Below are 14,834 nucleotides of genomic sequence, written 5' to 3'. Positions count from 1 at the left end.
GCCCGGATGAACACCAGGCAAATATCCTGCGCGCTTTGGGCATTACGTTTCCCACTAAACCAAAAATTAGCAAGCGCACAAAAATCAACAAGCATGCCGCGTAGGCAGCAGCCATTTCAGCAATATCGTCATTTTTTAAAGTAAAAACATACAATTACAGCATTAATGCGTTTGCTAGCCGGGGGAAGATCCGTCAGGGCGCGAGAAATTATTAACCCTATCGCTCAGAATCCAGCTGACCCATTTCCCCCATCTGCTTCTCCAGGCAGCAAGTTAGCATCACATTACAAAAGTAAATCCTAATTTTTCAAAACAAAATAAAAAGGCTGTAAAGCAATGACACGGGCTGGCTGGCCATTTTGCACAGGTGGTGTGCAACGCCATGTTTTGACAGCTGCAATGGCAGCCTCATCGAGACGATCATATCCGCTGCCATTAACGATTTGCACCTTCTGCACAATACCTTTTTCATCCAATTCCAGCCTTAGCATCAATTCACCCTGTTCACCCAGTTGGCGTGATATATGGGGATAGGATGGCATGCTCATGTCCGGACAAATAACCGATAGCTCTGAAGAGAGCATTACGGGGTCCGCAGGCATCTGTGTCGAAGAAGGGTCCTTTGATGTCTCGACCGCATCGTTGGTCTGCATAGCGGATTCATCAGTGATGGCAGCAGATTCTAGTGACGTTATTTCTTCCTTGGGCGTGGCATGGGGGCGAGCAGTGGGTTTAGCCGGGAGGGAAGCAATTTTATGTTGCGTAAGTTCTTTTTTGGGCGGGGTCGGTTTTTTATCGGGTAGAAACTGCGGCGCTAGAGGAGATGGTGACGAAGATCTGTTGGGTAGCGACACTAATCTAAACGTAATCTCCGCTTCTTCGGCCCGCTGATTCTTTTGGGAAAAGTTTACGGGCAGCAAGGTGACCGCGCCATGTACAAGGCAGGCTGCCAAGACTGGAATAGGCCACCCATTCAATTGATTCATGGCGTAGCACCTTGCGGCGCTTGAGTCGCAATACTCACTGAGGTAAAACCAACTGCCTGCGCATCGCTTAGAATTGTTACCACCCGCTGCACCGGCACCGACCGATCCGCTACCAAAAGTACTGTTTTGTAACGAGATGCTTTCGATTGCAGTTCTTGCCGAAGCTCGCTTAATTCGACCTTCTCGCCAGCGACCTCGATCGCGCCCGTGACCGGAATGGTAATCACCAAAGATTCGATTTCTGCTTCGTTGACAGATTCTGCTTCCGGGATGAATACATCCAGCGTTTGAATGCGGTGAAAATTAGCGCCCAACACGATGAAGATGACGAGGATAAACACGACATCGATCAAAGCGGCTAAATTGATCGTGGGTGTTATGCGTTGACGTGTTTCAAATTTCATTCGCCCCCTCCGTCTTGGTTTCGCTTCGAGGGGCTGCGTAGAGGACACACTGGATAATATCGCTCAGTTGCAAACGCACATCGTCCAGGCGGCTAGTTAGATAACCATGCGCTGCAAGTGTCGGTACCGCAATGGTCAGTCCAGCTGCCGTCGTCACCAATGCCTTCCAAATACCTGAAGAGAGCTCCGCGAGATTGATGCTGGCATTGCCTGACCCCTGCAGACCAATGAACATATCCACCATGCCGAGCACTGTCCCAAGCAACCCTAGCAGGGGCGCTATCTGCGCGATAAAAGAAAGCAGAGCAAGGTTTTTTTCCAATTTTTGCAATTCGAGACTTGCCACACGCTGCGCTTCAGACTGTACCAGATCGGGACGCTCTTTGAGCGCCTGCGCCATGGCGCATACCACCGGAATGGCCGGATGCGTATGTTGATTACACGCCTCGTTTACTGCACCGAATCTTCCCTGCCTGATCAGTTTCAACGCACCTTCATACCAACTCAGATCAGACAAATGAACTGCGCGGTATTCCATCAGTTTACGTAGAAACACGGCTAACGCCACAATCGAACACGCATAGAGCGGCACCATCGTCCAACCACCTTGGGCCAGAATTTCTCCGAGCAATATCACCGTATCATCACTCACAATCCCTCCTTTGCTACTAGTCAACCAACTTCAGTCGTTGCGAGCATCAGTGCATTTCTCTCACTTCCCCTACTTCTTCTTTCGACAGTATATTGAAAAAACATTTCAGTAAACAAGAAAAATAATGATTACTATTTGCGCCAGCAACAAAAAAGCTAGGCGAGGGTGTGTTTGGTTGAATTGGATTTTTCGATCACTTGAGGCAAATAATCGTTCTATTTAACGAAAAGGATCGAAAAATCCGGCTAGCCGGGTTCGTCCGTAGTAGATCAACCTATTTTCGGACAGCTTCCTAGCATTCCAACGATTCTTCAAACTTGCAATCCCCACACTATTTATAGAATATGGTCTTTCCATCATCTCAAATATATATTCAAGATAATTTTATTCATTCCGATTATTAACTTATTTATTGAAGTTTGATAATTCAAATGGTAAAAACAGAACGCCTGTCTCGTTGGATATTTTCTGAACCAACCTGGATGCCTCATGCCCAAGGTTGCGGTGATTCGTTGATCGAGTTTTTGGCTACCAGAAATACAACGAATTTCTACTGTGCTATCACTCAGGCAGCTGTTACCGATTATTTCAGAACTGAAGACTCATCAATAGGCGCATTAATTACGTATAAGCAATACGCCGATCGAATCCACTCTGTAGCGGCTAAGCTTATTAATCAAGGTGATGTTCATTCAAGCGGCTATTACCTGATTACCACAGAACTTGCGAATCGTTACCAGCTTTAAGAAATGATTTCTAATTAATAAATTATAAAAAATAGGGAATATTTTTTAAAACATGGGGCCGAAATGTCACACATAACAGAAGCCGAATATAAAAATATTTTTCATTCTTCTCCAAACCCTTACGTCTTATTTACACCCGATTTGATCGTTGCGGATATCAATGAAGCGCACCTACAATTGACTGATACAAGACGGGAAGATGTTATTGGAAAATACTTATTTGACGCTTTCCCTACACCTCAACAAGAAATTGCCGATCTTCTTCAGTCCTCATTCGATCGCGTAAAAAAATTCAAGGTTGAAGATACCATTCACCTCTTGCGTTACCCTATACGTTACAGCAACAAGGATGGGAAAGGCTGGAAAGACCGATATTGGATAGTCAAAAATAAGCCAATCTTGAATCAAGATGGTTGTGTTGTTTTCATTCTGAACAATCCGACAGAAGTAACTCATCTAATAAGCTCAGGCGATATCGATCCTAGTTGGATCAATAATAGTGATTTCATGAGAAATGCCAACATTGTTCGTGAAATCAGCAAAGTTGAAAATGAGCACAGGAAAATGCGCGCATTGATGGAGCAAGCTCCGGGCTTCGTATCAATTTTACGTGGTCCTGATTTTGTTTTTGAACTAGCTAATAAAGCTTACTATCAACTAATCGGCCACCGCGACATCCTAGGAAAACCTGTACGAGAAGCACTGCCAGAGATTGAAGGACAAGGCTATTTCGAACTTCTGGAACAAGTATATCGAACCGGTGAACCCTATATTGGACGGGCAAAACGCATCCATATGCAACAAGAGCCCGATTCTGATCTGGCCGAGCTTTACCTGGATTTTATTTATCAACCTATCTTTGAAGACGATGGATCTGTCTCAGGTATTTTCGTGCAAGGTCATGACGTAACGGATGCGCATAATCTCTCTAGAAAGCTTAGCTACCAAGCATCGCATGATTCGTTGACCGGCCTCTTCAACCGAAGAGAATTCGAACTTAGAGTCGAAAATGCCATAAAAGAAATGCTGGTAATACCCAACGTACTATCACTGCTTTTTCTGGATTTAGATCATTTCAAAAATATCAATGATGTATGCGGGCACCGTGCTGGCGACGAATTTCTTCGTATGATCAGCATGGTGCTTAGTTCACGTTTGCGTGCCACCGATACCCTCGCTCGTTTGGGGGGAGACGAGTTCGGTCTTTTATTGAAGGGGTGTCCAGAACATGTCGCCATGAACATTGCGCAAGATTTACGGCAAGCGGTGAGTGAAGTGGAATTCGTTTGGCAAAATCGCAGATTTAGCGGGAGTGTGAGTATTGGCGTCTTTTCATTCAATGATATCAGTATAACCATAACCGATGCATTGAGCGTCGCCGATGCAGCTTGCTTCCTTGCCAAGGAGAAAGGGCGCAACCGCGTTCAAGTCAATCGTAAAGAGGATGACGAGCTCATTAACCGGAGGCAGGAAATTGATTGGATTAGAGATTTAACGGAAGCGTTAAAAGGCAATACCATCGAATTATACTGCCAAAAAATACAAGCATTAGAGCATCCTGCCAAATACCCGAATCGCTATGAAATATTGATAAGGCTCAAAAACAACGATGGCGATATGATACCCCCTATGGCTTTCATTCCGGCTGCAGAGCGATACGGATTGATGCCTGCAATTGATCGGTATGTCATTGAAAAAACCTTTCTGCACATCGCGACTACGTTCAAAGATCATACCAGCTTATTGTCAATTTCCGTCAATCTTTCCGGCGCCTCACTCAATGACGATACCTTTCCAGAATTTATCAGGAATATAATCAATGTTACAGGCATCGATCCTACGCAGATATGTTTTGAAATAACAGAAACAACAGCAGTAGCCAATCTTGCAAAAACCTCTAATATAATACGCGATTTGAGAAAGCTAGGGTTCCGGTTTGCATTGGACGATTTTGGTAGTGGCATGTCTTCATTCGAGTATCTTAAACACCTACCTATCGATTATTTGAAAATCGACGGCGCATTTATCCGTCAAATTCAATTTAATCAGTTTGATGCAGCCATTGTCGATGCCATTGTCCGTATTGCAAACGCTATGCATATCGAAACGGTAGCGGAATACGTCGAAAATGAATCAATGTGGCCATTACTGATCAAAATTGGGGTCAATTACGGGCAAGGATATAGTATCCATCAACCTACCCCACTTAAAACACTAAAACCAGAGTGAAATTCGATCGCATCGGTGTGCGCTAACTTGAATTTCCTCCAGCTTTGCCATCGTGCAGCTTTTACTTTTTTAAGCGAATTGTTTTCTCCGTCGCAACATTCCAACTCAATCACTTAGTCTAACATCGCTAGTTTCTGCGAGCCCTGCCACCACCAGCGGATTTACTACCTTAGATAACCAAAAATAATCAATTTCAATACCCGTCACATCAGCAAAACGATTAAAGGCAATAAATAGTTCCAGGACACAAAATACTTCCAGCAATTCAGATTCATCATCCCCAGATCGCGTAACGCTTTAGTGCTGACTTCACTGATTCTGTATAGCTCGTCACTGTTTTATCATCCCATTGTTATGATAAGCTTTTGTCATGCTAAGCTTGTTATATCCACTCATTTTATGTCAAGATTGATCAAATCTACCATGTAGCTTGGTTAACAAGGAAACTTAAGTTTTATTATATGGGAGACTTTTATTAATTATTAAACAATTATTTATCTCAATTTTCTATCAAAAATAGAATAACGATACTTGATAAAACCTAGATTGTATTACTCAATAAGAGACCAAAAAGTCTTTCTATTCTTCTAATTCAACATGCTTAAATCTTTTAGGCTTTGTATTTTGTTTTTAAATTTGAAGGAGGAATATGGCAGCAGAATCTTTACTCAGCAATTAATTATTAAACAATCATCAAATTATCAATTATTTATCTCAATTTTCTATCAAAAATAGAATAACGCTACTTGATAAAACTTGGATTGTATTACTCAATAAGAGACCAAAAAGTCTCTCTATTCTTTTAATTAAGCATGCTTAAATCTTTTAGGCTTTGCATTTAATTTTATAATTGAAGGAGGAATATGGCAGCAGAATCTTTACTCGGTGGACTGTCAGATTCAATAAGCCCCGATACTAAAAATCTGTTGGATCAGTATCTGATCGATACAGTTGAAGGGAGTACAGAATTAACCGAATTAGGGGATGGCTCTGTGTTGTTAGTTGGCAAAGGCGCTAATGGAGAAACACAAGGTGCAGTTGTCGCCAGCAATTTTGCAGTGGTCACGCAAATTAATGCAGGAGCAATGGAACTCGCGATACAGCTGCCCCCAGGAACGAGCATCGCTTTCGAGGGATTGAGCGAATTAGCCACACCTGAGGAAATCGAAGCTTTCGTTGTAAGCCAGATTGATGATGCACTGCCGTTGAACAGCACCGACCCTGCAGTCCTGGCACTCAATATCAGCTTGAAAAATGCACTTAGCAATATTACTAATGCATTGATTAGTCAAGGTATTGGTGAGAGTGTGTTAACGATTGTAAGCTTTGCCGATAATTCTGGCCCAGATGCGGTTGGAATGCAGATTCTTAACTCATTGGCGGCTGAAGTATCGAATACGACGAATGAAACGATTGTATTTGATGGATCTGGCGCCCAAAACAACGAGGTCTTTGCACTCCTTCTGAATGGCATTCAACAAAGCGAAACACTTCAACTTAATGCTGTCGAAAATGCAATGCTGGTCGGTTCTGGAACCGTAGAGGTTGGTGACAACACTGATGTCAATCTACAAGGCGATATCAGCAACCAACACATTACTGGTGGCGGTGGAAACGACACCCTGGTTGGCGGTGGCGGAAACGACACGCTGATTGGTGGCAGTGGTGATGATGTCATTGGATTCAACTCAATTGGGGACTATACCGTTGAAATCGACGGAGCGGATAAACTAGCCTTCCAATTCGATGGCATTAATACGATAGAAGATCTACTACCGTTTGTAACGGGTGTATCCGAAGCAGATGGTAACGTAACCTATGAGTTCCTGAATGGTGAAGCATCCATTACACTGGTGGGCATGACAGCCGATGAAGTAACTGCAGACATGGTTATTTTTAATTTGTAACATGCCGTTAAAAACGGAAAGCCCACATAAAATGTGGGCTTTTTTATGATGCCCTCTCCGAAAGGTAATAAAGAACCGTATCTTTCTCCCATTATTGTGCAAAATGGGCTACTTAGAGGCTACGCCTTTGTTTCGGACACAGAACTGCCTCAGGTCGCCGTTCTCATTAATAACAAACCGCTGACCAGGGTTTTCTGTAAACTCCCCGTACCCAAGTCTTATCAGAAGAATGCAGCGCATAAATTTGACGACCGGGCTAAAGGGTTTCTGGTACCGCTACCGGCGCAAGTATTCGATGGCGCGCCTCATGAATTGACCATTCGACTTTGCCTGCCCAGACAATTCGCTGGTAAATCCGCTACCGGCAAACCAAAACAGGACTGGCTCATCGAAAACAAATCAATATTTCAATCCGGCGACAGGCATGGCCGTGTCAATTATGTTGATCACCATTTTCAGGGTTGGGTAGCTTTCAATCAACGCCCCATTCCCCTCCCTCAACTAACCCTCTGTGATCAGCGGGGAAACTATCTCAAGGAAATTCCCCTGGTTCCACTACCCGTCGCTTCCGGGCAACCCGGAAAATATCTGGCTAACTTCCGCATACCCAGTAAACATTTGCCCATTCCTCTGCGGATTCATTGTGGCGGAACCGAATTGATCGGATCACCCTGTGAACCAGCAAAAAAACGGGCCGGTCTTCTTGAAACATTCGATAAAAAGGCAATTCGTGGCTGGGCTTTTGACATGAACAAACCGGCTGACCCGGTTGAACTGACTTTAAAAATCGATAACAAGATTTTTTCTTTTTTTCGCCCTAATATCCGTCGCTTTGATATTGGAAGGTATTTGAAATTAGCAGATGAAGAATTGGGTATTATCGGTTTCCAGATAACCCCCCCCGAAATTCTTTTCGATGGCAAGCCACACCGCATCAGTGTCGAATTCACCGATTCAGGCCACCCGCTGCGTGGCAGCAACCAACTGGTACAAATACCCAAAAATTACCTGACACTGGATGAAATTACGCCTCATGTGAAGCTGGCTCCGCGCTCCGCAAAAATTGCGCGGCCCAAGGCTCCACTCGTTTCTGTCATCATTCTGAACCGCAATGGAGAATTACCGCTTGCTTCACTGTTTGAAAGTTGGAAAGCAAAAAATAGTCTCACCAATATCGAATTCATCGTCGTTGATCACGCATCCGAAGATGAAAGCCTTAAATTGCTGAGTCAATGGCAGTATCAGCTTCCTCTGCACACCATCCCGCTCCCACTTAACGATTCTTTCTCCGCATCGTGCAATCGCGCTGCCGCAGAGGCTCGCGGCCGGTTCCTGCTATTCCTGAACAATGACATCGTATGGCTGCAGGATGCGCTCCCACCGCTGGTCGATTCCTTGGAAAAAGACCCGAAAATCGGTGCACTTGGCCTGAAACTGCTCAAATCAACCGACGATCACGAACAAGCGTTCATGCAAGCGCCCGTACAGCATCTGGGCGTGCGCTTTAAGCTCTCTAATGGCGCTTATTGGCCCTATGAAGCCACCAGCGATGACAAAAATGAAGCCGAATATTCCGCTCAAGAAGTTCCAGCTGTTACCGCTGCCGCCATGCTCTGCCGCAAGGCAGATTTTTTCCGTGCCGGGCAATTCGATACCCGCTATTTTTATGGCTTTGAGGATGTTGAATTTTGCCTGCGCCTCAGCCACAAACTCAACCAGAAAATCGTCTGCCGAAACGATCTAGTGGCGTTGCACTACCATGGGCATACCCGCTTATCGGGCCGTGCCGTGGATATCTTCGACCGTCTGATGAACAACGCAAATATCCTGCAAAAACAGGTTGGGTTATGGTTAAAACGCAATTACTGGACAAGCCTTTTCAGCAACGATAAAAACCTCACCACCGAGAAACTGACTATCGGTTTTATTATAGACGAAGCGCCAACAAAGGATAGCACCACGCCGTTATCCACCGATGCGAGCAAACTGGCCAGACAAGTGCTCCGGAATTATCCGCAAACTCGAGTCGTTTTTCTTCCGCCAAGCCGTGGCTGGTACAATGCTCGCAACCTTCATGTCCTCATCGTCGGGCATCCGGAATACGACATCGACAATCTGACAGCACACCGGGAGGATTTGATCACGCTGGCCTGGATCAGAGATAATTCGGACCTGTGGTGTCAATTACCGTGGTGGTCACAGTTTGACGGCTATCTTGCGGCCAGTTCAGCCATCGTAAGGCAGCTCGCGCCTACCCTCGCCTGCCCGATTGTAAAAACAAGTGCAGCTTCTCCGCTAGGCCCCCTGTTTAACCCCCGGCTCGCACCACTGCGTATCGCACTACTGCTCCTCTCAAAATTGGCACCTCGGCATAATCCCTTTATCGATGAGCTGCAGCGATCATTAAAAGCGGATGGCGCGATCGTCTGGCAAGAATCGTCTATCTCTGGAGAAAATTCTGAAAGCGGTCTCAAACGGCTAGCCGATGTGCAAATTGCCGTCCACTTCAACAAACACATACCCAAAAACCTGCCTGCCCTTCAGTTTCATAGCTTGAATATCCTGTGGGCACCCCATGGCAGCAAAATACCCCATCCCGACCATGCACAAGGTTGGGTGGTTATCAACGCAATGCCACAAGTCAAATGGCTGCATACCGAAATAGAGAAAGCCCTTGGAAATACTTTTCATTCATCCTAATTTTCCAGGGCAATTCCGCCGATTCGCCGCTGCACTGGCACGTGAACCAGGCATGCGCGTATATGGTGCGGGAGATGCTGGATGGATGGCGGATACCGTACCACTACCGAACATCCCGGTCATTGCCTACCCCACGCCCGAGGAAGTCAGCAAAAACACCCACCCGTATGCCCGAAGTTTCGATGGCGCCGTCAAGCGCGGACAGCAAATTGTTCAGACATTACTCAACCATAAAAGACAAGGACTTGAACCGGACGTCATCATTGCGCACCCAGGCTGGGGAGATGCTTTCTACCTGAGAGATATATTTCCAGGTGCCACAATCATTGGCTTATTCGAATATTACTATCGTGTCCGAGGCGCTGATGTAGGCTTCGATCCAGAATTTCCGATGAATTTTGATGATATCTTCCGCGTCCGCAGCCTCAATGCAACCCAGTTACTCGCCCTTGAATCCTGTGATATCGGCTATTGTCCAACGGACTGGCAACGCAACTGCTTTCCTCCCCATTACCGGCAACAGCTGCATGTCATACATGATGGCATCGATACGCATACAGCTGCGCCTGACGCAAACGCCGCCATTATGCTTCCCGATGGATCAACCCATCGCGCCGGGGAAGAAATACTAACCTTCGTTAGCCGTAACCTTGAACCCTACCGTGGATTTCATAATTTCATGCGGGCGCTTCCGCTTATCCTGGAAGCGCGTCCCGATTGTCAGGTCATTATTGTCGGCAGTGACGGGGTCAGTTATGGCAAGCAACCTCCCGCCGGTCAAACTTACCGCCAACGCTACTTGAATGAAATTGCAGACAGGATCGACCCATCGCGCCTTCACTTCACCGGACACCTACCGTACCCTGATTACCTCAAAGTATTGCAGGTATCCAGAGCGCATGTATATCTGACCTATCCGTTCATTCTATCCTGGTCCATGCTGGAAGCCATGTCCGCCGGTTGCCTGTTGATCGCCTCAGCCACCGCATCCGTGCAGGAAGTCATCACCGACGGCAAAAACGGTTTATTATTTCCGTTTCATGAACCCACTGCATTGGCCAACCGTGCCATTGAAGCGCTGAGTGAACCCGACCGTTATTTGGCTATACGCGAGGCTGCCCGCCAGACCATTATTTCCAGTTATGATTTTGAAACTATCTGCTATCCAGCATTCATTCAGCTCATAAACCAAAATAACCCATAGGAATCGATGAATGACGAAAACAACACTCGCAGCCACACTTAAAGAAGCCGGTATCCTGCTTGAAAAAAGGGAATATTCCAATGCAGAGACCCTCTATCGCAAGGCGATGCAACTGCAGCCCGGCAATGCAGCCGCCGCCATGGGCATCGCCATGATCTACAACCGCGCGGGACATCCCGAAGAGGCGCTCAAAATTCTGCAGAAGGTATGGAAAGCGATTTCTGGTAGCAAGACAAAAAAAAATATCGCCTCCAAAGCCGCCGTTCTTGCCCAAATTGGGTTAGCCCAACAACAAACCGGCCGGATGATAGAAGCGCTGCAAAGCTTTCGCGAAGCCAACGCATTAAAGCCCTCGGCAGAACTTTCCAAGCTCATTCAGAATCTGGAAAGTGCTGTTGAGAACCCTCATACCATCGTGCAGCTAGTCGCAAAAGCAAATCAGCTACAGCAAGGCGGCAAGCTTGATGAAGCCACCAAGCTCTACCATACCGCTTTACAGCTTAATCCCGATCACCCGGAAGCGCTTCATGGCCTCGGGCTGGTGCTCCGCGCCCAGAAAGATCTGGACGGCGCACTCCCCCTGATCCAGCAAGCCATTATATTGGCGCCGGACCGGCCTGACTATTACAACGATTTGGGTATCCTCTTTCAGGAACGTGGCGAATTAGAGAAAGCCATTAGCTTTCACAAGCGCGCGCTAAAAGTCAAAGCAGATTTTACCCCCGCCTACATCAATCTTGGCGTCGCCTACAAGCGCATTGGCAAGCTCGACGAAGCCATAACCGCCTACCGCAAGGCTATTCAGCTGCAACCCAATTCCCCGGCTGCTCACAACAATCTTGGCAACCTTCTGCGCATCCAGGGCGATCTGAAAGGTGCGCGCAAGGAACTGAAACAAGCTATCAAGCTCCACCCCAGCTACCAGGACGCCATTGAAAATCTGGCCACAGTTGAACAGGAGCTTAAACAAATAACAAAAACCACTACCAAAACCAGGAAACCGAGAACCAGCAAAACAGCGAAAGTTGATTCTTTATAGCGAAGAATGACAAGAAACCATGTCCGATGAAATAAAAAAACATTCAGCAGCGATTCGATCACTACCGGGATACCGCTGAAGCGTTTAGCTGCTTTGCCGTTCCTATCGGTATGCTTTTACTTGATAGACGATCTGCATCAGGCTGAACACTTATCCAGATAGGAAATCTGCAAACTTAGAAATCAAACGAATACATTAAAGGTATATATTCATCGCACCTCTAAATTCGGCATCTATACCTTTTCCCGCTGGGAGAAGGTTGAATGAGGAATGATTAAAATCAAATTTTGAGGTGCGAAGCGTACAAAAATGACTGATGCCCCAATTCCAGGCACTGTCAGGCAGCATAATTACTGCACGCAACTACTCAAATGTTAATGGAGATCAATTAACGGATCAGCCCATTTCCCACTTGGTACTGAATTTATCAGGAATATCAAGAGATGGTAATTGATAAATAGCAAAATTCGGTTCCTGGATTGCCCACGCTATCCGGTAAAATACCGACAAAATCACCCCGTCCTTCCTTCATGACAGGCACATCGTATTCCATAGTATAAACAGACCATTCTGCTCTTGTATCGAACCAACGCCAACCTGAATTACCCACCTCATTGGTTGAATAAGCCACTGCAAAGCGTGATTGATCACCACCGGAAGCACGCGCAACGACGCTCAAGGTAATGTGATGACCGCTGGCAGCAGCTTCGATTGAATCAGGAAGGCGGATACTGTAACCGCCCGTGGCCCCCGCGGACACAGCACCCGGATTACCATTAGAAAGCGTAATATAGCCCTTCTCGCCATTCGTGCCAGCATGACTTAAACAAACCATACCAGCGGGCAGGGTCGATGCCTCGCCTGCTTCGAACACATAAAGAAAAGAAGCATCCTGGGCAATTTGGATGCGTAACTGCTCCATTAAACTAATAGGTAGTTCCGTTACTGTTACCGCTTCCTTAGCGCCCACCGCTTCCTTTGTTTCCACTACTTCTTGAGAATTAACGGGTGAAAATGATTTTCGTCCACCGATCTTTTCCAAGAAAAACTTTATAATGTTTTTCATAGCTTTATGTCATATGTTAAATAGATTAACGTGCATTCTTATAAAAAATAGAAAAGATACTACCCTATTTCTAACTCCAGGGCCAACTGAAAAAAGCCAGTAAATAGGGGTCTTTTTTAACTTTACAAAAAGAGATAGGCGATTAAAAATACAAGGCAGAGTATGAAACAAATATAAAACCCGCTTGAAAAAGGCGATATTTTTGATTTATGCTCCCTGAAATCGGCTGTAATAATTATGATATTTTTTGCCAATTTCAATCACAATTTTGAACCTCACAATTGAGTCACATAATATGATTTATAAATAATTTAATTTTATGAGGTTAGCGTTTTGCAGTGGCTTCTTAATATTAAAGTTTTCAAGTAAGCAAGATGACGACTTACACATCTTCACTCTAGCTTATTAATATTCAAAAAATTAATAAAAAAGCATGTACATCCATCCCGTTATCCTTTCTGGTGGCAGTGGCACCCGTCTTTGGCCACTTTCACGCACCAGCTACCCAAAGCAATTTTTGCGTCTAGTCGGTGATCAAACCATGCTACAAGCTACGCTAACGCGCGCAAATAAGTTACCAGGCACCCAGGCACCCATTGTTATCTGCAATAATGAACATCGTTTCTTAATCCGTGAGCAATGTGAAGCGATAGAAATCACACCGGAAACCATTTACCTTGAGCCCGCCGCTCGTAATACCGCACCCGCTATCGCATTAGCAGCATTCCATCTCTCGCAATCGGATGAAAATGCTGTAATGCTTGTGCTACCGGCCGATCATGTCATAGATGATCAAACCGCCTTTGCGGAAGCGGTACAAACAGCGATACTTGTTGCTCAGGAAGGCTATCTTGCCACTTTCGGCATAGTGCCTCACGCACCAGAAACCGGGTATGGTTATATCAAAGCTGGAAAAGCCATCTCGCTTACCTCCCCCACTTCACTCACGCCTTATCATGTCCAATCCTTTATTGAAAAACCGAACCAGGAAACTGCTGAAGATTACCTAAAAGAAGGTGGCTATACCTGGAACAGCGGTATGTTCATTTTTACTGCAAAACGTTACTTAGACGAATTGCAACAACACCGACCTGACATCTACACGACTATTGAGCAGGCCTGGCAAAACGAAACGGAAGACCTCGGTTTCATCCGCCCCGGCAAGGAAGCATTCGTTACCTGCCCATCGGATTCCATTGACTATGCGATCATGCAGGTCACTGACCGTGCCGCCGTTGTGCCCGCACAATTCGGCTGGAGCGATGTTGGCTCTTGGGATTCCCTCTGGAAAATCTCTCCCAAGGATGCGGACGGTAACGTCGCCAATGGGGATATTCATCTTACCGGCACTAAAAACAGCTACGTTCGCTCAGAAAACCGGCTAGTTTCCGTAATCGGACTTGAAGATGTTGTCGTCATCGAAACAGCCGATGCCGTACTGGTCATGCACAAGAGCAAAGCCCAGCAAATCAAAGAAGCCATTTCGCACTGCCAAGCCAATGCCCGCAAGGAACATCTCGAACACCTGCGCATCCATCGTCCCTGGGGTTGGTATGAGGGTATCGACCGGGGAGAACGTTTCCAGGTCAAACGCATCATGGTGAAACCTGGAGAAAAACTCTCATTGCAAATGCATCACCACCGTGCAGAACACTGGATTGTTGTCAGCGGAACAGCCAAGGTAACAGTCGATAATAAAGAAACTTTGCTCAGCGAAAACCAATCCACCTACATCTCACTCGGTCATGTTCACCGGTTGGAAAATCCAGGAAAAATACCTTTGCATTTAGTTGAGGTTCAATCCGGCCCAAGAATCGCGATTCACTCATGTCAATGCAAGGAAATACCCCCACCACATAAGTGATTCGGTAGAATTAGAGCTATCGAAACTTTCACCTATA

Annotated in this window: 12 protein-coding genes; 7 read left to right on the top strand and 5 right to left on the bottom strand. The window is 45.9% G+C overall.

Annotation, left to right across the window (positions count from 1 at the left end; translation table 11 throughout):
- Nucleotides 1-299: 299 nt before the first annotated feature.
- The 3 genes from C8R30_RS14695 to C8R30_RS14685 are packed head-to-tail and all read right to left on the bottom strand — an operon-like array spanning nucleotide 300 to nucleotide 2,042.
- A complete protein-coding gene (locus tag C8R30_RS14695; RefSeq protein ID WP_107790476.1) occupies nucleotides 300-986 on the bottom strand; it encodes an energy transducer TonB in 687 nt (228 codons plus the stop codon).
- Nucleotides 983-1,390, bottom strand: coding sequence for an ExbD/TolR family protein (locus tag C8R30_RS14690; RefSeq protein WP_107784081.1), 408 nt, complete (start codon nucleotides 1,388-1,390; stop codon nucleotides 983-985). Before C8R30_RS14690 ends, C8R30_RS14695 begins: the two co-directional genes overlap by 4 nt.
- On the bottom strand, nucleotides 1,380-2,042 hold the full coding sequence (locus C8R30_RS14685) for a MotA/TolQ/ExbB proton channel family protein (RefSeq protein WP_107784080.1): 663 nt from the start codon (nucleotides 2,040-2,042) through the stop codon (nucleotides 1,380-1,382). Before C8R30_RS14685 ends, C8R30_RS14690 begins: the two co-directional genes overlap by 11 nt.
- A 431-nt stretch (nucleotides 2,043-2,473) precedes the next feature.
- Between C8R30_RS14685 and C8R30_RS14680 the strand changes: the two genes are divergently transcribed.
- Nucleotides 2,474-2,788 (top strand): DUF1488 family protein, encoded by a 315-nt coding sequence (locus tag C8R30_RS14680; protein WP_090670804.1) that lies wholly within the window; start codon nucleotides 2,474-2,476, stop codon nucleotides 2,786-2,788.
- A gap of 63 nt (nucleotides 2,789-2,851) precedes the next feature.
- Nucleotides 2,852-5,017, top strand: a complete 2,166-nt coding sequence (locus tag C8R30_RS14675; RefSeq protein WP_107790475.1) for a sensor domain-containing protein — start codon at nucleotides 2,852-2,854, stop codon at nucleotides 5,015-5,017.
- A gap of 105 nt (nucleotides 5,018-5,122) precedes the next feature.
- On the opposite strand, the gene C8R30_RS16015 is transcribed toward C8R30_RS14675, so the two are convergent.
- Complete coding sequence (locus C8R30_RS16015; protein WP_181257794.1) at nucleotides 5,123-5,281, bottom strand: hypothetical protein; 159 nt, start codon at nucleotides 5,279-5,281, stop codon at nucleotides 5,123-5,125.
- A 599-nt stretch (nucleotides 5,282-5,880) separates the two neighbouring features.
- On the opposite strand from C8R30_RS16015, the gene C8R30_RS14670 reads away from it, so the two are divergent.
- From C8R30_RS14670 to C8R30_RS14655, 4 genes are read left to right on the top strand one after another with little or no spacing between them, the layout of a single operon-like run.
- The gene (locus C8R30_RS14670) at nucleotides 5,881-6,924 is read left to right on the top strand and encodes a calcium-binding protein (RefSeq protein WP_107790474.1); all 1,044 of its coding nucleotides are present in this window, start codon (nucleotides 5,881-5,883) and stop codon (nucleotides 6,922-6,924) included.
- A gap of 45 nt (nucleotides 6,925-6,969) precedes the next feature.
- Nucleotides 6,970-9,624 (top strand): glycosyltransferase family 2 protein, encoded by a 2,655-nt coding sequence (locus tag C8R30_RS14665; protein ID WP_107790473.1) that lies wholly within the window; start codon nucleotides 6,970-6,972, stop codon nucleotides 9,622-9,624.
- Nucleotides 9,599-10,828, top strand: a complete 1,230-nt coding sequence (locus C8R30_RS14660; RefSeq protein ID WP_107790472.1) for a glycosyltransferase family 4 protein — start codon at nucleotides 9,599-9,601, stop codon at nucleotides 10,826-10,828. Before C8R30_RS14665 ends, C8R30_RS14660 begins: the two co-directional genes overlap by 26 nt.
- 10 nt (nucleotides 10,829-10,838) lie before the next feature.
- Nucleotides 10,839-11,867, top strand: a complete 1,029-nt coding sequence (locus C8R30_RS14655) for a tetratricopeptide repeat protein (protein ID WP_107790471.1) — start codon at nucleotides 10,839-10,841, stop codon at nucleotides 11,865-11,867.
- A 436-nt stretch (nucleotides 11,868-12,303) separates the two neighbouring features.
- Here the strand turns inward: C8R30_RS14655 and C8R30_RS14650 are convergent, their stop codons facing one another.
- Entirely contained in the window at nucleotides 12,304-12,933 is a 630-nt protein-coding gene (locus C8R30_RS14650; RefSeq protein ID WP_107790470.1) for a hypothetical protein, read from the bottom strand.
- 433 nt (nucleotides 12,934-13,366) lie between these two features.
- Here C8R30_RS14650 and C8R30_RS14645 point away from each other — a divergent pair, with 433 nt between their 5' ends.
- Nucleotides 13,367-14,797, top strand: coding sequence for a mannose-1-phosphate guanylyltransferase/mannose-6-phosphate isomerase (locus C8R30_RS14645; protein ID WP_107790469.1), 1,431 nt, complete (start codon nucleotides 13,367-13,369; stop codon nucleotides 14,795-14,797).
- Nucleotides 14,798-14,834 lie beyond the last annotated feature (37 nt).

This window comes from Nitrosomonas nitrosa (assembly GCF_003051105.1).
GTDB lineage: Bacteria > Pseudomonadota > Gammaproteobacteria > Burkholderiales > Nitrosomonadaceae > Nitrosomonas > Nitrosomonas nitrosa.
Note: the sequence above shows the minus strand (reverse complement) of the source record. Positions and strands in the feature narration are given on the sequence as shown.